22 protein-coding genes are annotated in these 21,043 nt (G+C 51.4%); 12 read left to right on the top strand and 10 right to left on the bottom strand.

What is annotated here, in order from left to right:
• The first annotated feature begins 52 nt into the window (after nucleotides 1-52).
• On the top strand, nucleotides 53-916 hold the full coding sequence (locus KNO58_RS10645) for a DegV family protein (RefSeq protein ID WP_214753769.1): 864 nt from the start codon (nucleotides 53-55) through the stop codon (nucleotides 914-916).
• 46 nt (nucleotides 917-962) lie between these two features.
• On the opposite strand, the gene KNO58_RS10640 is transcribed toward KNO58_RS10645, so the two are convergent.
• On the bottom strand, nucleotides 963-1,514 hold the full coding sequence (locus KNO58_RS10640; RefSeq protein WP_214753767.1) for a histidine phosphatase family protein: 552 nt from the start codon (nucleotides 1,512-1,514) through the stop codon (nucleotides 963-965).
• A 32-nt stretch (nucleotides 1,515-1,546) separates the two neighbouring features.
• On the bottom strand, nucleotides 1,547-2,017 hold the full coding sequence (locus tag KNO58_RS10635) for a DUF2691 family protein (RefSeq protein ID WP_251026204.1): 471 nt from the start codon (nucleotides 2,015-2,017) through the stop codon (nucleotides 1,547-1,549).
• Nucleotides 2,018-2,179: 162 nt separating this feature from the next.
• Between KNO58_RS10635 and mqo the strand changes: the two genes are divergently transcribed.
• The 3 genes from mqo to KNO58_RS10620 all read left to right on the top strand — a co-directional run bounded on the left by mqo (nucleotide 2,180) and on the right by KNO58_RS10620 (nucleotide 4,994).
• Entirely contained in the window at nucleotides 2,180-3,679 is a 1,500-nt protein-coding gene (mqo, locus tag KNO58_RS10630; RefSeq protein ID WP_214753765.1) for a malate dehydrogenase (quinone), read from the top strand.
• A gap of 116 nt (nucleotides 3,680-3,795) precedes the next feature.
• Entirely contained in the window at nucleotides 3,796-4,284 is a 489-nt protein-coding gene (locus KNO58_RS10625; RefSeq protein WP_214753763.1) for a hypothetical protein, read from the top strand.
• Nucleotides 4,285-4,298: 14 nt separating this feature from the next.
• The gene (locus KNO58_RS10620) at nucleotides 4,299-4,994 is read left to right on the top strand and encodes a hypothetical protein (RefSeq protein WP_214753761.1); all 696 of its coding nucleotides are present in this window, start codon (nucleotides 4,299-4,301) and stop codon (nucleotides 4,992-4,994) included.
• Between the two features lie 30 nt (nucleotides 4,995-5,024).
• Here KNO58_RS10620 and KNO58_RS10615 read toward each other — a convergent pair whose 3' ends face one another.
• Complete coding sequence (locus tag KNO58_RS10615; RefSeq protein ID WP_214753759.1) at nucleotides 5,025-5,549, bottom strand: CarD family transcriptional regulator; 525 nt, start codon at nucleotides 5,547-5,549, stop codon at nucleotides 5,025-5,027.
• 106 nt (nucleotides 5,550-5,655) lie between these two features.
• Complete coding sequence (locus KNO58_RS10610; RefSeq protein WP_214753758.1) at nucleotides 5,656-6,084, bottom strand: MarR family winged helix-turn-helix transcriptional regulator; 429 nt, start codon at nucleotides 6,082-6,084, stop codon at nucleotides 5,656-5,658.
• 136 nt (nucleotides 6,085-6,220) lie between these two features.
• Here KNO58_RS10610 and KNO58_RS10605 point away from each other — a divergent pair, with 136 nt between their 5' ends.
• The 4 genes from KNO58_RS10605 (at nucleotide 6,221) to KNO58_RS10590 (ending at nucleotide 9,328) form a co-directional block, all read left to right on the top strand.
• The gene (locus KNO58_RS10605) at nucleotides 6,221-6,967 is read left to right on the top strand and encodes a hypothetical protein (protein WP_214753756.1); all 747 of its coding nucleotides are present in this window, start codon (nucleotides 6,221-6,223) and stop codon (nucleotides 6,965-6,967) included.
• A 115-nt stretch (nucleotides 6,968-7,082) separates the two neighbouring features.
• On the top strand, nucleotides 7,083-7,829 hold the full coding sequence (locus KNO58_RS10600; protein ID WP_214753753.1) for a methionine ABC transporter ATP-binding protein: 747 nt from the start codon (nucleotides 7,083-7,085) through the stop codon (nucleotides 7,827-7,829).
• On the top strand, nucleotides 7,822-8,484 hold the full coding sequence (locus tag KNO58_RS10595; RefSeq protein ID WP_029596402.1) for a methionine ABC transporter permease: 663 nt from the start codon (nucleotides 7,822-7,824) through the stop codon (nucleotides 8,482-8,484). Before KNO58_RS10600 ends, KNO58_RS10595 begins: the two co-directional genes overlap by 8 nt.
• A 25-nt stretch (nucleotides 8,485-8,509) precedes the next feature.
• Nucleotides 8,510-9,328, top strand: a complete 819-nt coding sequence (locus KNO58_RS10590) for a MetQ/NlpA family ABC transporter substrate-binding protein (RefSeq protein ID WP_214753751.1) — start codon at nucleotides 8,510-8,512, stop codon at nucleotides 9,326-9,328.
• A 35-nt stretch (nucleotides 9,329-9,363) separates the two neighbouring features.
• Here the strand turns inward: KNO58_RS10590 and KNO58_RS10585 are convergent, their stop codons facing one another.
• Nucleotides 9,364-10,200, bottom strand: a complete 837-nt coding sequence (locus KNO58_RS10585) for an aldo/keto reductase (RefSeq protein WP_214753749.1) — start codon at nucleotides 10,198-10,200, stop codon at nucleotides 9,364-9,366.
• A 142-nt stretch (nucleotides 10,201-10,342) separates the two neighbouring features.
• Between KNO58_RS10585 and KNO58_RS10580 the strand changes: the two genes are divergently transcribed.
• Nucleotides 10,343-10,744, top strand: coding sequence for a hypothetical protein (locus tag KNO58_RS10580; RefSeq protein WP_214753747.1), 402 nt, complete (start codon nucleotides 10,343-10,345; stop codon nucleotides 10,742-10,744).
• Nucleotides 10,745-10,779: 35 nt separating this feature from the next.
• On the opposite strand, the gene ahpF is transcribed toward KNO58_RS10580, so the two are convergent.
• The 4 genes from ahpF to htpG form a co-directional block, all read right to left on the bottom strand.
• Nucleotides 10,780-12,303, bottom strand: coding sequence for an alkyl hydroperoxide reductase subunit F (gene ahpF, locus KNO58_RS10575; RefSeq protein WP_058765242.1), 1,524 nt, complete (start codon nucleotides 12,301-12,303; stop codon nucleotides 10,780-10,782).
• Nucleotides 12,304-12,315: 12 nt separating this feature from the next.
• Nucleotides 12,316-12,879 carry an alkyl hydroperoxide reductase subunit C gene (ahpC, locus tag KNO58_RS10570; RefSeq protein WP_021067918.1) on the bottom strand — a complete coding sequence of 188 codons (564 nt, stop codon included), beginning with the start codon at nucleotides 12,877-12,879 and terminating at the stop codon, nucleotides 12,316-12,318.
• A 333-nt stretch (nucleotides 12,880-13,212) separates the two neighbouring features.
• Nucleotides 13,213-14,010 (bottom strand): SRA domain-containing endonuclease, encoded by a 798-nt coding sequence (locus KNO58_RS10565; protein WP_214753745.1) that lies wholly within the window; start codon nucleotides 14,008-14,010, stop codon nucleotides 13,213-13,215.
• A gap of 96 nt (nucleotides 14,011-14,106) precedes the next feature.
• Nucleotides 14,107-15,975, bottom strand: coding sequence for a molecular chaperone HtpG (gene htpG / locus KNO58_RS10560; RefSeq protein WP_214753743.1), 1,869 nt, complete (start codon nucleotides 15,973-15,975; stop codon nucleotides 14,107-14,109).
• Between the two features lie 279 nt (nucleotides 15,976-16,254).
• Here htpG and gloA2 point away from each other — a divergent pair, with 279 nt between their 5' ends.
• Nucleotides 16,255-16,635: an SMU1112c/YaeR family gloxylase I-like metalloprotein gene (gloA2, locus tag KNO58_RS10555; protein ID WP_214753741.1), complete on the top strand. Its 381-nt coding sequence runs from the start codon at nucleotides 16,255-16,257 to the stop codon at nucleotides 16,633-16,635.
• Between the two features lie 26 nt (nucleotides 16,636-16,661).
• Here the strand turns inward: gloA2 and KNO58_RS10550 are convergent, their stop codons facing one another.
• The gene (locus tag KNO58_RS10550; RefSeq protein WP_214753739.1) at nucleotides 16,662-17,288 is read right to left on the bottom strand and encodes a TetR/AcrR family transcriptional regulator; all 627 of its coding nucleotides are present in this window, start codon (nucleotides 17,286-17,288) and stop codon (nucleotides 16,662-16,664) included.
• 122 nt (nucleotides 17,289-17,410) lie between these two features.
• Here KNO58_RS10550 and KNO58_RS10545 point away from each other — a divergent pair, with 122 nt between their 5' ends.
• Both KNO58_RS10545 and KNO58_RS10540 read left to right on the top strand, forming a co-directional pair.
• A complete protein-coding gene (locus KNO58_RS10545; RefSeq protein WP_214753737.1) occupies nucleotides 17,411-18,160 on the top strand; it encodes an SDR family NAD(P)-dependent oxidoreductase in 750 nt (249 codons plus the stop codon).
• Nucleotides 18,161-18,384: 224 nt separating this feature from the next.
• Nucleotides 18,385-21,006 (top strand): S8 family peptidase, encoded by a 2,622-nt coding sequence (locus KNO58_RS10540; RefSeq protein WP_214753735.1) that lies wholly within the window; start codon nucleotides 18,385-18,387, stop codon nucleotides 21,004-21,006.
• Nucleotides 21,007-21,043 lie beyond the last annotated feature (37 nt).

Below are 21,043 nucleotides of genomic sequence, written 5' to 3'. Positions count from 1 at the left end.
GTAGTGGTCTAGGACGATTCTCGTCACTCAGGAGCGATTTTTGGAGGGTACTATGATTAAATTACTAGCAGATTCAACTTGCGATTTATCCGATGAGATTTTAGCAAAATATGAGATTGGCGTCGCGCCGCTCATCATTACGATTGACAATAAATCGTATGAGGACCGTGTCGACATCCAACCCGATGAGTTTTACGGAATGTTGGAAGCGCTACCGGAATTCCCGACGACGGGGATGCCGAGCCCGGCGACATTTATGAAGCTGATGGAAGAGGCTGTCGAGAGCGGACATGACGAGATTCTTTGCATCTGCATGTCGAGCGGGACGAGCGGATCGTATCAATCGGCCGTGCTCGGTAAAGAATATTTCGAAGAGGCGCATCCCGATTCGACGGTGAAAATTCATATCGTCGACTCACGCTCAATGAGCCATGGCAGCGGTTGGTTGTTAATGAAGAGCGCCCAGATGCGTGAAGCCGGGGCGACGTTCGAGGAGCTCGTCGACTTCAACGAGACGTATAAGCTGAAAGTGAAGCACTTCTTGTCGGTCGACGACTTGGATCACTTGATTAAGAGCGGTCGTATCTCGAACGCGAGTGCCATCATCGGAAAGCTGTTGATGGTCAAGCCGATCATGAGTATGAAGAACGGCAAAGGGGCCATCGTCGCCAAAGAGCGGGGAACGCGAAAAGTGCTCAAGCACTATACGGACGAGTTCATCAAACGCTGCGACAAGGACATTACCAACTTTGTCATCATCGGCTATACGTCAGATCAAAAGATTGCCGAGAACTTGAAGGCGAAGATTCAAGCCGAATCCGACTTTGACGGCGAGATTTACCTCATGCAGATGGGCGTCTCGGTCGGGACGCATGTCGGTCTTGGGGCCATCTCGATGTTCTTTGTGGAGAAATAAAACGAAAGCCGTCTCATTTACGAGACGGCTTTTTCTGTGGATAACGTTATCCACAGGCAGGGACGGACCAGACGCGTTCCACGGCCCAAGAGTTATCCACAACTTTGAGGCGATAGACGTCGGGATTACTGAGTGTGCGCCACGTGTCGAAGTCGAAGCGGTTATCCACATGTTGAAGAAGTAGTGCAAGCAGGTTGCCGTGTGTCACGAGGACGGTCGTGCCGTTTACGTCGTCGAGTGATTCGATGACGCTCAAAATCCGGTCCGTCGCATCTTGACCTGACTCGGCACCCGGCACACGGAACGAGGCATCGGTGAACGAATGACGGAGCAGTTCGAACCAATCGTCGCGCGGTTCGAGCGAGAGGATGCGTTCGCGCAACCTCGGCTCCGTCTCGATGGTCAGTTGCTTGGATGTGGCGAGTGGTGCGATCGAGGCAGTAGCTCGCGTATAGTCGCTCGAGATGATGCGGTCGACGGGAATGTCTCGAAAGAAGTCAGCAAGGGCGAGTGCTTGTTGTTCGCCGTCTTCAGTGAGTGGGGCGTCCGGTTCTTGGCCAGTCGCCGAGCAATGACGGATGAGATAGAACGTAGACATGATGGATCCTCCTTCGTTATAGGGTTGGGTGCTTACCAGACGGTCAAACTCGTCCTCGTATCGTTGACGTCGGTCAAATAGGCGACGTCCTCAAAGGAACGGGATAGGGCGTGCGTATAGAGTGATTCAATCATTTGTTGATCTTTGCAGTACATATCGACGAACGTGGAGTCGACGATGAGCAGGGCAAGGTCACAATGGCTATCACGAAACGCCTCATACGTCTCAATGTCTTTCACCGGTCCTTTCGAAAAGGCCTTTAAATTCGCGAAGATGAGATAGTGCTCATCCTGATGAATCAAATGAGAAAACGTTTCTCCATCTACCTCGGTCTCTCCAGGAAACAACGGTTGATCGAGGTCGCCGTTCTTCACACGATACGATTCCTCACCACCGACGAACCAGCTGTAAGAGGTGATATCGATGGGACTCAACATGTCGGCCAGAAAGCGTCCATATGTATTCGGGATTTTAAAACGGATGCCGCGCTTCACGGATTGCATGCCCCCCTTCAAAAGTTTCATGGATGAAATCCGTACTTAACCCTTATCAAACATCACAAAAGCGTTATAATCAATATAACAATTATAAACGGGGCGAGTCGGCGAATGGGGATTTACCGAATCGTCTCATACACAAATCCAGGGGAGAAGGATGGGGTTTTCATGAGCAGTGTTCAAAAGAGAACAGACGTCATTTTGATTGGTGCAGGCATCATGAGTGCGACGCTCGGGTCGCTTTTTAAAGAGCTCGTACCAGAGTGGGAAGTCAAAGTGTTTGAGAAGCTCGAAAGTGCAGGGGAAGAGAGTTCGAACGAATGGAACAACGCCGGGACGGGACATGCCGCCCTCTGCGAGTTGAACTATACGACCGAGAAGCCGGATGGCACGCTCGATATCTCGAAAGCGATCAACGTGAACGAGCAGTTCCAAATCTCGCGTCAGTTTTGGGCGCATCTCGTCAATAAAGGCTTGATTCGAAACCCGGAAGCGTTCATCCGTTCGATTCCACATATGAGCATGGTCCAAGGCGAGAAAGACGTCGACTTCTTGAAGCGACGTTTGGAAGCGCTCACAAAAAATCCGTTGTTTGAGGGTATGTTGTTATCTGATGACCCGGAACAGCTTCGGGAATGGATGCCGATCGTCATGGAAGGTCGTTCTGTCGATGAGCCGATTGCGGCGACGAAAATCGACTCGGGTACAGACGTCAACTTCGGTGCGCTCACACGGATGCTGTTCGATCATTTGACCGGCCAAGGCGTCGAGGTCAATTACAAGCATAGCGTCGAGGACGTGAAACGGTTGGCGAACGGATTGTGGGAAGTGAAAGTGAAAGACATCGAGGCGAACACGATTGAGACGCACACGGCGCCGTTCCTGTTTATCGGTGGCGGTGGTGGAAGCCTACCGCTCCTTCAAAAGACGGGCATCCCGGAGTCGAAGCACATCGGCGGATTCCCGGTAAGTGGTCTGTTCCTCGTCTGTAAGAACCGTGACGTCATCGAACAGCACAATGCGAAAGTATACGGCAAAGCGAAAGTCGGCGCACCGCCGATGTCGGTGCCACACCTCGACACGCGCTTCATCGAAGGACGCAAAGAGTTGTTGTTCGGACCGTTCGCCGGCTTCACGCCGAAGTTCTTGAAAACGGGCTCGAACCTCGACCTCATCCAATCGGTCAAACCATACAACGTCGTGACGATGCTCGCGGCTGGGGCGAAAGAGATGCCGCTCACGAAATATTTGATTGAGCAGGTGCTCTTGTCGCACAACAAACGGATGGACGAGCTCCGCGAATTCATTCCGACCGCGAAGAATGAGGACTGGGAAATTGTCGTCGCCGGACAACGCGTGCAAGTCATCAAAGACACGCCAGACGGTAAAGGGACTCTCCAGTTCGGAACGGAAGTCGTCAGCGCCGAAGATGGATCGGTCGCAGCACTTCTCGGTGCGTCACCGGGCGCCTCAACGGCCGTGCACGTCATGTTAAAAGTGCTCGAGCAGTGCTTCCCAAGCCGGATGCCGGAATGGGAACCGAAAATCAAAGAGATGGTGCCGTCTTATGGCGTCTCACTCTCCGATCACCCGGAACTGTTCAAGACGATTCACGAATCGACAGCGATGGCGCTCGGCTTGAAAGAGAAAGGTGTCGTCCACAACTAAGCGAGTACAAGCGAGGATATGTTCATATTCTCGCTTTTTCTTTTTGGTTGTAAGACAATTAATCCATATATTGGTTAAAAGTAAGTTTAAGTCTACATAAAATTAGGAGGTGCTGCATGAATAAAATCATTTTATCTGAATGGGAGCGTAAGAAGTACGGTGATTATGTCGACAAACTTCGAAAGTACCCGGATTGCTTCGAATATTGTGTGCTCCCTAACTACGAAGATCATATGGAGACGGCACAGACGGAATGTATCCAGTTGGGCGATTGTTTCGCAGTATTGATGAGGCATGCAGGCCACTATATCCTTGTTGCTCTCCTGTTCGATGTCGAATGGGAAACGAGACAAGTTCTAGAATGGCTCGACCGTTGGGAAGTCCGTTGCATGAGACCGACAACAGAGACGCTTCTAATCTCACATGCGAATGATGTGGTTGAACAAATCAAATTCAAAGACCATCCACTTCTCTTGATTGAAAAAGGGTCGAAGACATTGCTTGTGGATCCCGAAGAACTTGTTGATGTGGCGGATGTGTATGATCAGTATAAGAAAATCAATAACACAGGGCTCGCGGAAGATGTCATTGTTGAGAGTGATTAAAGGAGGACATGATTATGCAAACAAATGAACAGCTACATACATGGATTGAAGTCCCTTCCCATGACATCTATTTTCGTCCATTCGTCAGTAAATCACCTGATTCAAAAGGGAATGTTTTTATAGTGGGTATCAATCCGGCCACACCAATTTCAAAAGATGCGTTTTCAAGTGTCGAGGACTATATTCAAATACTTTGTAATCGTGAACGCTTCATTGAACAAATAAAGATGATTCGACTATCACAAGGAAAGAGTCCCTTATCCCGTACGAGAGTCGGTTTAAATCGATTTGTGAAAGATTTAGAAGAGAGGTCAGGGGAGAAGATTAGCATCATTGAGACGAATATGAACGCGTATCCGACAAAGCGTACGAAAGACTTGCTTCAAGTGAAAGATGGGTTAATTCAGCACGGCAGCAGTGTATTTCGTGAGCTACTATCTCTCTATCAGCCAAAAGTGATTATTGTACACAGTAAGCAGGCGCTCGGGGAATTGCTTAATTTGTTGGAGGCGGAGCAGATGAGACCATCTGAGACGTTCAAAAAGAAAATTGCGTTGAAAGACTGGATTTCTAAAGGTCCGATTACATTTACGTACGATAATGGGACAGTCGGGACGATTTTCTGTTCCAAGCATTTTATGTACCATGGACATGTGGGACAAAGTTTTCAACCGCTGAAAGAACAGGTGCTGGCCGTCTTTGAACAATAAAAAAAGACCTCTTCGCACGGAAGGGGCCAATCAAGTAGTGGCGACAGGTTCTTCGCTCAAATAAGCAGCAATTTGTTGATCGATGATTTCTTCCGATAATTCAAGCGCGAGCGAAAGTTCTTTCACGAGGATCGTTTTAGCGTTCTCTAAAATCTTACGGTCCTGTTCATATAACTTTTTGTTCAACGCGAGCGCCTCGCTTTGGCGGCGGGCAAGCGTGTTGATGACTTGAGCGATGTCGTGACGGTTACCCGAGTGCACGACGTTCAAGAATTCGCGATTGCGGTTGTTCGGATGGGGATTCCATTCGACACCCGGCGAGCGGAACGATTCGAGGATCTCTTTTGCTTCTGTTGCTTCTAAGAGCGTCAACATCATCACTTTATCACTATCGACGGGGATGCTGATTTGCAACTTCTGTGCGTTATTGATGGGATGGAGCGTGTAGTACGACTTCGTCTCACCCGCGACCGTCATGTCGGAAATGTCGTCAATGCGGCAAACTCCGTGGGTCGAATAGATGATTAAATCACCAGTTTTGAACAAATCGATCACCTCTTCCTTTCATCAAGTATAGTAGTTCATGACACGAAATGTCAACTCGGTTGACATTTGAGGTGAAATGTGACACGAAAAAATCCCTCCCAATCGTTAGGAGAGATTACAAATTCCAGTCGGCTTTCAACAACGTTTTCAGTTGTCGGAACGCGTCGTCACCGAGTGAATCGGCTATTTTTTGTTCGAGTTCGGCCTTCAGTGCCTCGTTCTGTTCATAGCAACGGACCCCGAGTTCGGTCAACTCGATACATTTATCTTTTCGACTCGTCGGATGATCAGTCACCGTGACGAGTTCTTTCGCTTTCAAGTTCTTGATGAGCTTATGGATTGCTTGACGGGAGATGTGGACGTTGCGCGTCACTTCAGCAATGGTCGGTTTCTTTTTATAGATGCGGGCAAGTACATACCATTCGGAGTTGGAGATATAGATATCGTGTTGCTCGTTCCAAGCCCGCTCGCTGATGCGACGGATTTGGTCATGTCGCTCACTGAGGAGATCGAGGAGTCGTGTCGTTGGTTCTGTTGGAGTCAAATTGGTCACTCCTATTCGTTTTTGTCGTTCCTAACTATACAAAAGCGGATGTGTCACGTCAATGCGCGAAACGAGTTCACCATCCTCTGATAGGATTTGACGGTTTAGGGAACAGAAAAACAGAGGAGGGACTTACATGCCGACACGTACCGATTTATTTCAACGCTATAAACAACATATTCTCGAGTTACCTGATTTGGAGGAGACGACTCTGAAGAGTGAACCGTTCCTTCTCGAAGAAGACTCGAACAAGCAACTCACGATTTATTATGCGCCGTTCGAATACATCAACCCGAACGCCAAAGTCGTCATCGCGGGAATCACACCGGGACTGTATCAAATGCGGCAATCGTTCGAGGCAATCCGTGATTTGGCGGACGCGCCCGACGAGGAGGCGCTTCGGGCTGTCAAACAACGAGGTAGCTTCTCCGGACCGATTCGCAAGAACTTGGTGACGATGCTCGACGACTTGGACTTGCATTACCACCTCGGGATCCCGTCGACGCTCGATTTGTTCGGCGAGGCGAACCATCTCGTGCAGAATACGGCGGTGTTACCGTATCCGGTCTTCTATAAAGGGAAGAACTACAACGGGTCGAGCCCGGACATTTTGAAGACGGCCTTATTTCAATCTTACGTCGAGGGCGGTTTCGCTGATGAGATGGCTGTCGTGAAGGACGCCTTGATTTTACCGATGGGCATCAACGTCCGCCGAGCCATCGAGACGCTCGTCGACAAAGGCATCATCGCACCGGAACGCGTCGTGAGCGGGTTTCCCCATCCATCCGGAGGGAACGGCCACCGGCATCGCATCTTTGCCGAGAATCGTGAATCGATGCGGCGCCATATCGCTGATCATTTCAAACAGCATCCGCTGAAGTGAGCCGCCATCTTGCGGTTCTTTTTTTGTGAAGCACCTCACCTGACAAGTTTGCTTTAGTTCGCTAAAATGGGGTACGAGGTTGACCCAGTTTTCCCATGAGAGAAAGGAACCGTCTATGATCACGTTAACGAATGTCAGCAAACAGTTCGGCCGCGACGCAGCGGTCCGTGACGTCTCGCTTCACATCGAGCGTGGCGAGGTATATGGCATCATCGGCGCGAGCGGAGCCGGCAAATCGACGTTGCTCCGACTGATGAACCTGCTCGAGACACCTGATACAGGAAAAGTCACCGTCGATGGCGACGAGTTGACGGGCCTGTCGAGTCGACAGCTGCGCGAGAAGCGTCACGTCATCGGCATGATTTTCCAACAATTCAATCTCGTCGCGAACAAGACCGTCTATGACAATGTGGCCGCCTCGCTCAAACTGGCTGGCCGACCGCGCGCGACGCATGAGGCCCGGGTGCTCGAGTGCCTTCGTTTCGTCGGGCTCGAGTCGTTCAAAGACAAATACCCGGCGCAGCTCAGCGGTGGACAGAAACAGCGCGTCGCCATCGCACGGGCGCTCGCGAACGAACCGCACGTCTTATTGTGTGATGAGCCGACGTCGTCGCTCGACCCGAACACGACGGCCGAAGTGCTCGGCGTGTTGAAGTCGATCAATGAGCGGCTCGGCGTCACCATCGTCATCGTGACGCATGAGATGGACGTCATCAAACAAGTGTGTGAACGCGTGACCGTTATGACGGACGGTTCGGTGTATGAGACGATTGACGTCATTCCGAGCGGGGTCGCAGACATCGACGACAATCCGTCCTGGTTCGTCGACCAACTGAAGAAGGCAGGTGAACCACATGCCTGAGGTGCTCCTGCAATACCAGACCGAGATTTGGCAATCGATCGGGGAGACGTTCATCATGGTCGGCGTCTCGATTCTCGCGGCCGTCCTCCTGGGTCTGCCGCTCGGGACGTGGCTCTATTTGTCACGGAAAGGACAGCTGCTCGAGAATCGGGCCGTCTTCTCCGTGCTCAACTTGATCGTCAATATCGTCCGCTCGTTCCCGTTCCTGCTACTCGTCGTGTTTTTGATTCCATTTACGCGGCTCATCATCGGAACAGCCATCGGGACGGCAGCGGCAACCGTACCGCTCGCCATCATCGCCATCGCCCATTACTCGCGACTCGTCGAGCAGTCACTCCTTGACGTCCCACGCGGCGTCGTCGAGGCGGCCGTGTCGATGGGGGCGTCCATCAAAGACGTCATCTTCAAGTTCCTATACGTCGAGGCCCGCTCCGGACTCGTCCTAGGACTGACGACGTCAATTATCAGTTTCATCTCGTACTCGACCATCATGGGGGTGGTCGGGGGCGGCGGCATTGGTGACTTTGCCATCCGCTACGGCTATCAGCAGTTTAAGACGGAGCTGATGATGTACATGATTTTGATCATGCTCGTCTTCGTCCAGATGATTCAGTTCACCGGTACGACGGTGGCCCGACTCATCGACAAACGCTAATCATCTACAGAAAGAAGGAAACCACATGAAAAAATTAATGGCGCTTTTCGCCTCACTCACACTCGTCCTCGCGGCGTGTGGAAACGATTCAGAAACGAACACGACGGAAGCCCCGTCAAACGAGCCGCAGACGCTCAAAGTCGCATCGCTCATCCCACCGATGACGGATATGCTTGAAATCGCGAAAGAGCAGCTCGCAGAAGACAACATCGAGCTCGAAATCGTCGTCCTCGGTGACAACGTCCAACCGAATACGGCGCTCGCGGCGAAAGAAGTCGATGCGAACTTCTTCCAACACGTCCCGTACATGGAAGAGTTCAATCGCAGCAATGACGCCAACCTCGTCCCAATCGAACCGATTTACTTCGCCAACTACGGTGTTTACTCGAAAGAGCATGACAACATGGACGATATCCCGGAAGGCGCGACAATTGCCATCGCGAACGACGTGTCGAACATCGACCGCTCGCTCTCGTTGCTCGCCCAACACGATGTGATCGAGCTCGGTGAGAAAAATGGTTCGTATTACACGCAAGCCGATATCACGGAAAACCCGAAGAACCTCAAGTTCGAGGAAGTCGATTTGCTCATGCTCGCGCGTGCGTATGATGACGTCGATGCGGTCCTCATGACGCCGGCCTATGCGGCGCCACTCGGCTTGACGCCGAAGAGCGATGCCCTCTTGACGGAAGGTGTCGAGAACGACTTCGCCATCACGCTTGTTGCTCGTGAAGACAACAAAGATGAAGAAGCGATCCAGAAACTCGGCGAAGCACTCACAAGTGACGAAGTCCGCGCGTTCTTGGAAGAGAATTACGAAGAAACGGCGATTCCGGCGTTTTAACGAGAAAAGATTGAGCCCAGACGGCTCAATCTTTTTTAGTATTCCTCGTATTCTCTTGGGTCTTGATTATCGATGCGGCCGTCTGGCTTCGTCAGGGCGTTGAGCGTCTCCATCTCGTCCTCGGTCAATTCGAAGTTGAAGACGTCGAGGTTCTCTTTTTGGTGCAACTCGCTCGACGAACGCGGGAGCGGGATGACACCGAGCTGGACGTGCCAACGCAGAATGACTTGAGACACGGTCTTGCCTTTCTGTCGTGCAAGCTCGGCAATCGTCTCGTCATGAGTGACGGTACGGGCTCGGCTCAACGGGCTCCAGGCCTCGGTGACGATACCGCGCTCTTTGTCAGCCTGACGTTGCTCGACTTGTGAGAAGTACGGGTGCATCTCGATTTGGTTGATGACCGGTGTCTCACCTGTCTCCTCAATCAACCGGTCGAGATGCTCGGGCATAAAGTTCGAGACGCCGATGGAGCGAATCCATCCGTTTTCTTTCGCTTGGATGAGCGCGCGCCACGCCTCGACATATTTGTCTTGTTTCGGGTTCGGCCAATGCAATAGGAACAAGTCCCAATAGTCGAGATTTGCCCGGTAAAGTGACTCACGAATCATCTCGAGTGCATCATCATAATTAAAATATTGAGCCCGCAGCTTCGACGTCAAAAACAGCTGCTCGCGCGGGATGCTGGATTGGCGGACGGCTTCGCCGACGGCACCTTCATTGTCATAGCGGATTGCCGAGTCGATTAAGCGATACCCGTTGCGGATGGCGCATGTGATGGCGTCGACACCCGGTTCGCCTCGCAAATAAACGGTACCGAGTCCGATGGCCGGAATCTCGTAGCCGTCATGTAGTTTGATGGTTGGGATGTTCATAAAATGCCTCCTCATTCAAAATCCGTTCTCTTGTCCGATATTCCACTTTCCCGGGGAATCAAACGTTTGAATCGGTTGCCGTGAATCAGAATATCGTTGCCTATTTTCCTGTTTTTGGGATAATTGACATGAGGTGATGGGAATGAAATGGTGGTGGATGCTCGGATTGATCGTGGTAATCGCGTTGTTTTATGTGAACGACAGGTGGTACGGACAGGCAGCGACGTTTTGGGTGCCGATTAGTTGGATGGTTTCAATCTTGATTTTAGTAAGAATGACGTATCCGAAACGCAAATGGTGGTCTGCGTTCGTGGCTGTCTTTTTGGTCGGTGCGACGATTGTCTTATCGATTCCGACTTACTCGGTCGCTGCGGCACAACAAGAGCTGTCTAGGGCGTATGGAAACGTCACGTATACAGAAAGTGTGCGCACGGAAGGGGGCGAGTGGAATCCGTTCATTTCAAATGTCGCATATGTCTTTAAAACAGAAGCGGGACAAAAGTTGTTGTTTATCCCGGACTCTGGAAAATCATTCGAAATCTAAAAAATGCGTCCTCAGGTTCGAGGACGCATTTTACATTAGTTGCGAATCATATAATCGAAAGCACCGAGTGCGGCAGTCGCACCAGATCCCATCGAGATGATGATTTGTTTGTAGGCGCTGTTCGTGCAGTCACCTGCTGCGAACACACCTGGGACATTCGTCGCGCCGTGACGGTCGACGACAATCTCACCGAAGTTGTTGCGTTCGACCGAGTCGAGCCAGTCCGTGTTCGGGACGAGGCCGATTTGGACGAAGACGCCTTCGAGTTCGACGTGATGCGTCTCGTTCGTCTCGCGAGACAAGTACGAGATGCCGTTCACTTTGTCCGTACCCGTGATTTCTGTCGTCTGAGCGTTCGTGACGACGGTCACGTTCGGGAGGCTGTGGAGACGGTCTTGAAGTACTTGGTCGGCTTTGAGTTCGGCAGCGAACTCGAGCACCGTCACGTGTTTGACGATTCCAGCGAGGTCGATGGCTGCTTCAATTCCAGAGTTACCGCCACCAATGACCGCGACGCGCTTGCCTTCGAAGAGCGGGCCATCACAGTGCGGGCAGTAGGCGACACCTTTGTTTTTGAACTCGGCCTCACCTGGGACGTTGACGTTGCGCCAGCGTGCACCAGTCGACAAGATGACGCTCTTACTCTTCAAGACGGCACCGTTCTCAAGTTCGACCTCGACGAGATCTTTCTTCTCGAGGCGCTTCGCGCGCTGGAGGTTCATGACGTCGATGCCGTACTCTTTCACGTGCTCTTCCAAGCTCGCGACGAGTTTCGGGCCTTCTGTGTAAGATGTGCCGATGAAGTTCTCAATCCCCATCGTGTCCATCACTTGACCACCGAAGCGTTCTGCGACGATGCCGGTCCGGATGCCTTTACGAGCCGCGTAAACCGCTGCGCTCGAACCGGCCGGGCCGCCACCGATGACGAGGACGTCATACGGTTCTTTGTTGTCAAACGCCGAAGCGTCTGGACCAGTACCGAGTTTCGCCAAAATCTCTTCAAGTGACATGCGCCCGTTGCCGAACGCCTCACCGTTCAAGAAGACGGTTGGGACAGCCATAATCTCTTTCGCTTCAACTTCTGCCTTGAACGCGCCACCGTCGATCATCGTGTGTGAGATGTTCGGATTGAGGACGCTCATGACGTTGAGTGCCTGGACGACGTCCGGGCAGTTGTGGCAGCTGAGGCTGATATACGATTCGAAGTGGTACGTGCCTTGAATGTTTTGAATCTGTTTGATTGCATCCGCGTCCACTTTCGGCGCCCGGCCGCTCACTTGGAGCAACGCGAGGACGAGTGACGTGAACTCGTGACCGAGCGGGATGCCCGCGAAGACAATCCCTGTCTCTTCAGACGGACGGCTCACGCTGAAGCTCGGTGTGCGTTCGAGCGTGACGTTCTCGACCGAGATGCGTGACGACATACTCGCGAGTTCGTTCACGAGGTCGAGCATCTCTTTAGAGACCGCGTCGTCTCCAGCGCTGACACGGAGGACGACATCGCCCTCCATGAGCTGGAGATATTGGTCCAACTGTTGTTTAATATCTGCTTCTAACATGAAATCCGCTCCTTACAACTTGCCGACGAGGTCGAGGCTCGGGCGAAGTGTTGCAGAACCTTCTTCCCATTTCGCCGGGCAAACTTCGCCTGGATTGTTGCGGACGTATTGTGCCGCTTTGACTTTGTTAACGAGCGTGCTCGCGTCACGGCCGATGCCGCCTGCGTTGATTTCAACTGTTTGGATGACGCCGTCTGGATCGATGATGAACGTACCGCGGTCAGCAAGGCCATCTTCTTCGTTCAAGACGTCGAAGTTACGTGAGATTGTGTGTGATGGGTCACCAATCATGATGTACTCGATTTTGCCGATTTTCTCAGACGTTTCGTGCCATGCTTTGTGCGTGAAGTGTGTGTCAGTCGATACTGAGTAGACTTCAACGCCGAGGTTTTTAAGTGTTGCGTATTCGTTTTGAAGGTCTTCAAGTTCAGTCGGGCAGACGAATGTGAAGTCAGCTGGGTAGAAGCAAACGACGCTCCATTGACCTTTGAAGTCGTTGTCCGATACTTCGAGGAATTCACCTGTTTGGAATGCTTGTGCTTTGAAAGGTAAGATTTCTTTGCCGATTAATGACATGGGATATGTCCTCCTTGTTTTTTTACTCTAGTGGACTTTCGTCTCTACTAGAATAATTATAATGTAATACTAACTTCATATAACCCGCCAAAAATGTCAAGGCGTTTGCATGTCTGGTAAAATGTTGATATATCAACGTTAAATGGTTAAAACGCTTGATGAAAGGAAAGAAAACGATTACAAAATAAATGTGCTTTTGTTTTCAATAACCTATGTGAAAAAAATAAAAGCTGATGCATAGACATCTGTTTTATGAAGAAATCAATACATGATTCTCGTCATAAATCACTCGATTATCAATTGCAAATAAAAAAACCTTAATCTGAAGGCAGATCAAGGTTGCTGAATTTTATGGATAATATGTTGATTAAATTCTACTCGATCGATGCCTTTATGGAGGCGAGCGTGACAGTTCGGACAAACTGCTACAACTTGATCAGGTTGTGATAAGCCAGCATCGGACTCTTTGTAAAGCGAGTGGAGTTCGAGATAAGGTCCGTTTTCCGTTTCAAACGGAGCTGGTTGCCCACAAGCTTCGCAACAGTTATTGGCACGAGCCAGCACATAATAATGAAGCGCCGCTGTTTGCTCACGGACTTGTAACTTTCGGGCGGACATACTTAAACCAGTTGCTCGTTTTGGGTCGCGAGATGCAATTTCCTCTAACTCTTCAATTGATTTATAGCGCATCGTCGATGAGAACTGCTGGGCTTCTTCCTGAATGACGTGTAGTGGCTCAAACGCAAAGACGATCACTTCTCGTTGATTGTGATATTTATCAATTCCAAATTGAATATCAAAACCAATTAAAATGAGTTGATCGACAAAGCGGTAAGTCCCTCGTCCAAGCGATTCGAATAAATAAACGTCTTCGCCATTTTCTACATGGTTGAGTAGAGCTTTATTTCCGAAAGAAAACGATTGATTCCCTTCCTGTCCTTCTCCGCTGTAATAGTAGAGACCGTCATCTTCATTCCAGCCATTTTTATAGCCAAACTCTTCGTCCATTCCACTATCGAATATAAAGATGAGTTTATGTTTGTTTGGGGTACTAATCCCTCGTTGTCGACTTCCACCGTAACGATCGTGAAGTTCAGAGCGTTTATACAACTTATTTTTTTCGAACAGCATATGACACCTCATTCCCAAGAATTTCTTCTACGTTAAATTGTATCACGTCTCCATACGAATAAATGAAAAAGACAGAGGTCGCCCTCTGCCTTTCAATTATTCTGCCATCAACGCACACACCGCATTCGAATAGGCGACCGGATCTTCAATCGGTAGCCCTTCGATGAGGAGCGCTTGCTGATAGAGCAAATCGGTATACTGTTTCGCTTTCGCTTCATCTTCCTTATAGATGCGCTGTAACGTCTGGAAGATGGCGTGATCGGCGTTCACTTCAAGCACTTTTTCAGCTTTCATGCCGCCGCCATTCGGCATCGTGTTCAAAATCTTCTCCATCTCGATTGAGACGTCACCGGCGACCGTCAAGCAGACCGGATGTGACTTGAGACGTGTCGATGCGCGCACTTCTTTGACGCGGTCGCCCAGTTCTTGTTTCATGAAGGCGAACAAGTCCTTGTTGTCCTCATTGAGCGAATGGGCCGCCTCGTCATCAAGCCCGAGGTCACCGCTCGCGATCGACTTAAACTCTTTGTCGTCATACGACTGGAGCATTTTGATGGCGAACTCGTCGATTTCTTCCGTGAAGTAGAGAATCTCGAACCCTTCTTCCTTCAAGCGTTCTGCCTGTGGCAAGAGATCGATGCGATGAATCGATTCACCCGTCGCATAATAGATGTACTTCTGGTCGTCTTTCATGCGCGCGACATATTCTTTAAGTGTGACGAGCTTCTTCTCGTTCGAAGAGTGGAACAAGAGCAAGTCTTTCAACTCGTCCTTGGCGGCACCGAACTGGTCGTAGACGCCGAACTTGAGCTGACGTCCGAACGACTCGTAAAATTTCTCGTAGTCTTCGCGCTCGTTTTGGAGCATCTTCTCGAGCATGCCTTTGATTTTCGACTTCACGTTCTTGGCGATGACACGCAACTGGCGGTCCTGCTGCAGCATCTCCCGGGAAATGTTGAGCGAAAGATCTTCCGAGTCGACCATCCCTTTGACGAAACCGAAATAGTCCGGGAGCAGGTCAGGCGACTTCTCCATGATCAAGACACCGTTCGAGTACAGCTCGAGCCCTTTCTCGAACTCTTTCGTGTAATAGTCGAACGGGACCGTCGATGGGATGTAGAGGATTGACTGATACCGAATCGAGCCGTCGACGTTCAAGTGAAGGTGCTTGAGTGGCTCGTCGAAGCCGTAGCGTTTCTCATGATAAAACGCCTTGTAGTCCTCCTCCGACAGCTCGCTCTTCCGCTTGCGCCAAATCGGCACCATACTGTTGACCGTCTCTTCTTCGACATAGTCCTCGTACTCGTCTGCATCTTCTTTTGGACGGTGTTTCGTCACGTCGAGCTTGATTGGGTAGCGGATGAAGTCCGAATGCTTCTTGATGAGCGAACGGATCTCGTACTCTTCAAGGAACGATGAATACGTCTCGTCGTCCGTATCGGTTTTCAGATGTAACGTGATCTCGGTTCCGATGTCGGCCTTGTCTGTTGGCTCGATCGTGTAGCCGTCCGTGCCTTCGGATTCCCATAAGTAGCCTTGCTCGCTGTCGACCGAGCGGGTACGTACCGTCACACGGTCAGCTACCATGAACGCCGAGTAGAAGCCGACGCCGAACTGGCCGATGAGGCTGTGGTCTTCTTCCATCTTCGTCGCCTGCTTCATCGCGAGCGAGCCGCTCTTGGCGATGATGCCGAGGTTCGATTCGAGCTCGTCGGCCGTCATCCCGATTCCCGTGTCGCGGATGGTGATCGTTCGGGCGTCTTTGTCGAGCTCGACTTTAATGAAGTAGTCGTCCTTGTTGAAGTCAATCGCCTCGTCCGAGAGAGCGCGGTAATACATCTTGTCGATGGCGTCACTCGCGTTCGAGATGAGCTCGCGGAGGAAGATGTCCTTATGCGTATAGATTGAGTGGACCATCAACTCTAAAATTCGTTTCGATTCGGCTTGAAACTGTTTCTTTGTCATGATCGTTCTCCTTTTTCATTGTTCGATTTTGGCACTCTGATATTAAGAGTGCTAACACTATTGATTATCCTAATTTTTAGGAAGATGTCAACCCGATGTAAACAAAAGATTGACGCGGGGCTCGGATTCGCCTATAGTTGAGTACATGCGATGAGCTGGTCTATGTAAGACGGCGGACATTCCTTCGGGAGCACGTTGTGGAGCGTGGTTCGACGCGGTAGACTTTTCGAGAGCACCTCTAGTGAGAGGTGCTCATTTTTTTGTATATGGGGGATTATGATGCAACTACATACCATCCATCACGTGGCGATTATCGCCTCAGACTATGATGAGGCGAAACGATTCTATATCGATATCTTAGGGTTCGATGTCATTCGCGAGCATCATCGTCCGGACAAAGGTGATCACAAGATCGACCTGCGGCTCGGCGCCTACGAGCTCGAGCTGTTCATCAAACCGGACAGCCCGAAACGACCGAGCTTCCCAGAGGCATGCGGACTCCGCCATCTCGCTTTCAAAGTCGACGACATCGAGGCGGTCGTCGCCGAACTGAATGCGCACGGCGTCACGACGGAACCGATTCGGTTTGACACGTTCACGGGTGAGAAGATGACGTTCTTCTTCGACCCGGACGGTCTGCCGCTCGAACTGCACGAATAAAGCCCCTTCACGCGAAGGGGCTTTCGTTATGGGCGCACATACGACAAGAGCATCTCTCGCAACACCCGCTGTTGGATGAGGGGCTCGATGTCGTCCTCTAAATAACTGATATGCGACTTTAAAATGATGTTGTTGCCGAACGTTCCGAACGCGTTGATGATGGTGACGATGGTCGTTTTCACGTCAAGGTCACGCCGGAACGAACCGTCCGTCTTCCCGTCCGCGATGAGTGGTTCGAGCGTCTCCATAATCTCGCGCTGCAACTCGATATAGTCGCCAATCCCAGGGAGTGGGCTTGCGACGAACGAGGCATAGCTCTCGAACGCCTCGCGGAAACGAGAGTGGTTCGTCCGCTTCACTTGTTGGTCGAGCAGATAGTCGAGAATCGCCTCGAGTCGCGAGTAGGCATCTCCCGGTCGGTTCGTCAGTTCTTTGAACACGTCGAGCGTCGGTGCCAAATTGCGCACGGCCGCAGCGACGATCAATTGGTCTTTTTTCGGAAAGTACCGGAACAGCGTCGCGACCCCGAGCTCGGACGCGTCCGCGATATCCTGCATTTGCACCCGTTCAAATCCATCTTGTAAGAAGAGGACCTCGGCTTGCTCGATGATACGATTCATTCGCTCTTCTTTATTTTGTTGTCGTTTACTCATGAAATCACCTCTTTATATCTCGTTATTATACCGTGTCGAGGCAGTTTCGTTGAGAATCGAATGTGCATCGACTACTATAATGATAGTTAGACTATCATATTTAAAGAAATGGAGCTGGGATTATGCGGTTAACGGGGAAAGTAGCGGTCATTACAGGGGCAGGCAGTGGCATGGGTGAGGAGACGGCCAAGCTGTTCGCACGAGAAGGGGCGACTGTCGTCGCGACGGACATCAATCTTGAAGCGGTGACGCACGTCGTGGAGACAATCCGGTCGAACGGTGGCGAGGCGATTGCGCTTCAACACGACGTCACGTCACGCAACGATTGGAAAAACATTTATAACGAAGTCCAGTCCGTGTGCGGGAAACTCGATGTGCTCGTCAACAATGCGGGCATCGCGCTCGCGAAACCGTTCTTGGACCAGACAGAGGAAGACTGGGCACGCACGTATCGAATCAATATCGATGGCGTCATGCTCGGAACGCAATATGCAATCCCGCTCATGGAGCAAAACGGCGGCGGTTCGATCGTCAACATCTCATCCATCTCGGCGCTCACAGGCATGGCCGGTGCCGGTGCCTATACGGCCTCGAAAGGAGCCGTCCGTTCGCTCACGAAAGCGGCGGCCGTCGATTACGGGAAACACAACATTCGCGTCAACTCGGTCCATCCGGGCTATATCGTGACACCGATGAGCGCGCCGCACATGGAGCACCCGGACTATAAACAGCATTTCTTGAATCAAATCGCTTTGCCGAATCTAGGTCGGGCTGAAGAAGTGGCGACGGCTGTCCTGTTCCTCGCGTCGGATGAGGCCAATCACATCACGGGAATCGAGCTTCCGGTCGATGGGGGCGTCACAGCAAAATAAGCCACACAACTCGTCAGGTCAGGGGAAGAATTCCTCTGACCTGTTTTTTAAATTATTTTTCGAAAAAACCATATTAGAGATAGACAAATCAAGAGTTTCCTAAAATAATGAAATTAAGTGATTTTTTGTAGTTAATTGTTGGAACCTTCAAGCCATTGTCACGTATACATGAATTGACGGATCCGTCGGTTGTAGCTTTGGACATATAGAAATGAGGAGAACAGATGAAAGCAACATGGAAACAAGTTTTATCATTCGTCACGGTGCTCATGCTCGTACTGGCATTGATTCCGCCACAAGCGAGTGCGGACGCTGGAGCGGGAATGCAAGAGGCGAAGACGCTCAGCCCAGGAGTGGAAGTCACGTTCGAAACCGGGACAGACGCCACGAATACATACTGGTTCAAAATGGAACGGGGGACTCCATCGGCGATGACGCATATGGAAATTCAGTTCGATTCGACGAAGCTCGCGAATATCTCGGTTTATCCAAGTGCCGATTTGGCAGCGAAAGACGAGACGTTCGAACAGTATCGTTCGAGCGCGTCACAAGAAGACGGACAGCAAACGGCGAAAATTCGATTCCCGTATGCATGGGAAGGTCCGTACTACATCAAAGTGGAGTATCTCCCGTTGATGGAAGAAGAAACGATGTCGCCTTCCGACATCAAACTCGTCTACAACCCGGTCAAATTGCCGGTCAAGTATGAAAACATCGAGACGGAGGCGGGCATGTGTGCTGTCGAATCGATTTTAAATCCAGCACCAGAGCGCGAATCGATGTTGAAACTCATCCGTCGCATTCAGACGGAAGTGTTGACGCAATCAGAGTCAGGCAACGATTTGGCTGCCTTGTACTATCGGACGTCGCCATACCTCATCAAAGCGATGGTGAAAGACGGAGCGAAACGCCAACAAGCGTACAATGATTTGAAGGCGTTACAGCCACTCATGAACGCGCTCGTTGATCGGAAATCATACACGCTCACGCCAGCGGATGACGCAGCCATCGAACGGTTGCAGGCGCTCGTGACGTCAAGCGTGCCGACAGCGTTGCAAGCAGAAGTCAATCAAGTGGCAGCTAAGCTTGGGACGGGGACGCTTGCCGGAACACCGCTCCAAGATGTGATGGGTAAATTCGGGGTATCGATTGAAGTTGATGATGCGCCGCGTTATATCGTCAAATACAAGTCGTCACCAAGCAAATCGCTCGGCAAGATGAACGCATTGTCGAACGTCTCGGCGGAGAAAGTGAATCTCGGTCGCCCGGGTGACCACTTCGCAGTCGTCGACGTCGAAGCGGCGAGCACGAAAACGCAAGCGACAGCCAAGTCGACGCTCGAGCGTGATGCGAACGTCGAGTTCATCGAACCGGTCCAGAAGTACCAAGCGTTCATGGCCGACACGAGCTACGATTATCAATGGTCACTCAACTCGAAATCGGTGTTGGCGCCGTTCCAAGATGCTGGCATCGGCATTGACGCATACGAGGCACTCAACTTGCCGGTTCGATCGGTCAAAGTGGCCGTGCTCGATACGGGTGTCGATTATCGCCTCCTTGACTTCAAAGGACGCGTCGATATCGCCAACGAGAAGAACTTTGTCGACCCGAACGGGGAAGGCAGTGCCATCGATGACCACGGCCACGGGACACACGTCGCCGGCGTCATCGGTGCGATTCAAAACAACGGGACATCGATGCGCGGTATGATGCCGGCCGTGTCGATTCTCCCGGTCAAAGTGCTCGACGCGAGCGGTTCGGGAGACACGGAACAAATCGCGCTCGGCATCAAGTATGCTGTCGATGCGGGAGCCAAAGTCATCAACATGAGCCTCGGCGGCAGCGAGAGCCGGACGATCGGTTATATGTTGAAGTACGCGTATGACCGCGGTGTCGTCGTCGTTGCGGCAACCGGGAACGATGGCGATTCAAGCCTGTCCTACCCAGCATCATCGAAATACACGATCTCGGTCGGTGCGACGAACACGTTCGGCATCGTCTCGGATTACTCGAACTACGGATACGGCGTCGACGTCGTGGCACCGGGAACAAAAGTCGCGAGTCTCGTACCGAACGGTAACGTCGTCTATATGGACGGAACGAGCATGGCGACACCGCACGTCTCGGCTGTCGTTGGCTTGTTGTTATCAACACGCCCGACACTCAAAGTGGAAGAAGTACGTCAATTGCTCCATCGTACAGCGGAACCAGTCGCCTTCTCAGGCGGCGACGCGATCGGTGGGATGAGCTATGAAGATGGGCTCAGCTACTTCATGGATGAGTCTGAAGAAGAGCTTCCGTTCAACTACGATTACATCAGCGGCTACGGCAAAGTGAACGTGCATTATGCGGCTTCGATGCTACGTCTCTATGCCAAGCCAGGAATCGTTCGTGATAATTCGACCGTGTTTGCCGCTAGCGTGCAGAGCGGGACAAAAGTGACGGTGTATAACGGCGAGAAACGTCTGGCGACAGGAACGTCGAAACAGGCTCGGGTCGCGTTGAACATTGGGGCACAAAAAGCAGGCACCACACTCCGTGTCGTCTATAGCAACGGCAAGCTCGCTTCGAGCGAACGCCTTCTCGTTGTGAAAGGTGCCCGTGCGAAACAACCGGCCGTCTCGACGCCGCGTGCGAACGCGAAGCAAGTGACGGGTCGCGCCGACGCTGGCATGACGGTCATCGTGCGTGATGCGAAGCGCCGTGTCATCGGGAAAGGGACGACTGGACTCACAGGATCGTTCGTCACGAAGACACGCACGCTCAAAAAAGGAGAGCGTCTCTCGGTCCATATCGAAGATGCGAAAGGCCGCGCCAGCCAGATGAAGCAAGTCATCGTCAAATAAGTGCGCAATCAACAAGGAGTTCGCCGCGGCGAACTCC

Source organism: Exiguobacterium sp. J17977 (genome assembly GCF_018616375.1).
Lineage (GTDB): Bacteria > Bacillota > Bacilli > Exiguobacteriales > Exiguobacteriaceae > Exiguobacterium > Exiguobacterium mexicanum.
This window is presented reverse-complemented; position numbering and strand designations above follow the sequence as displayed.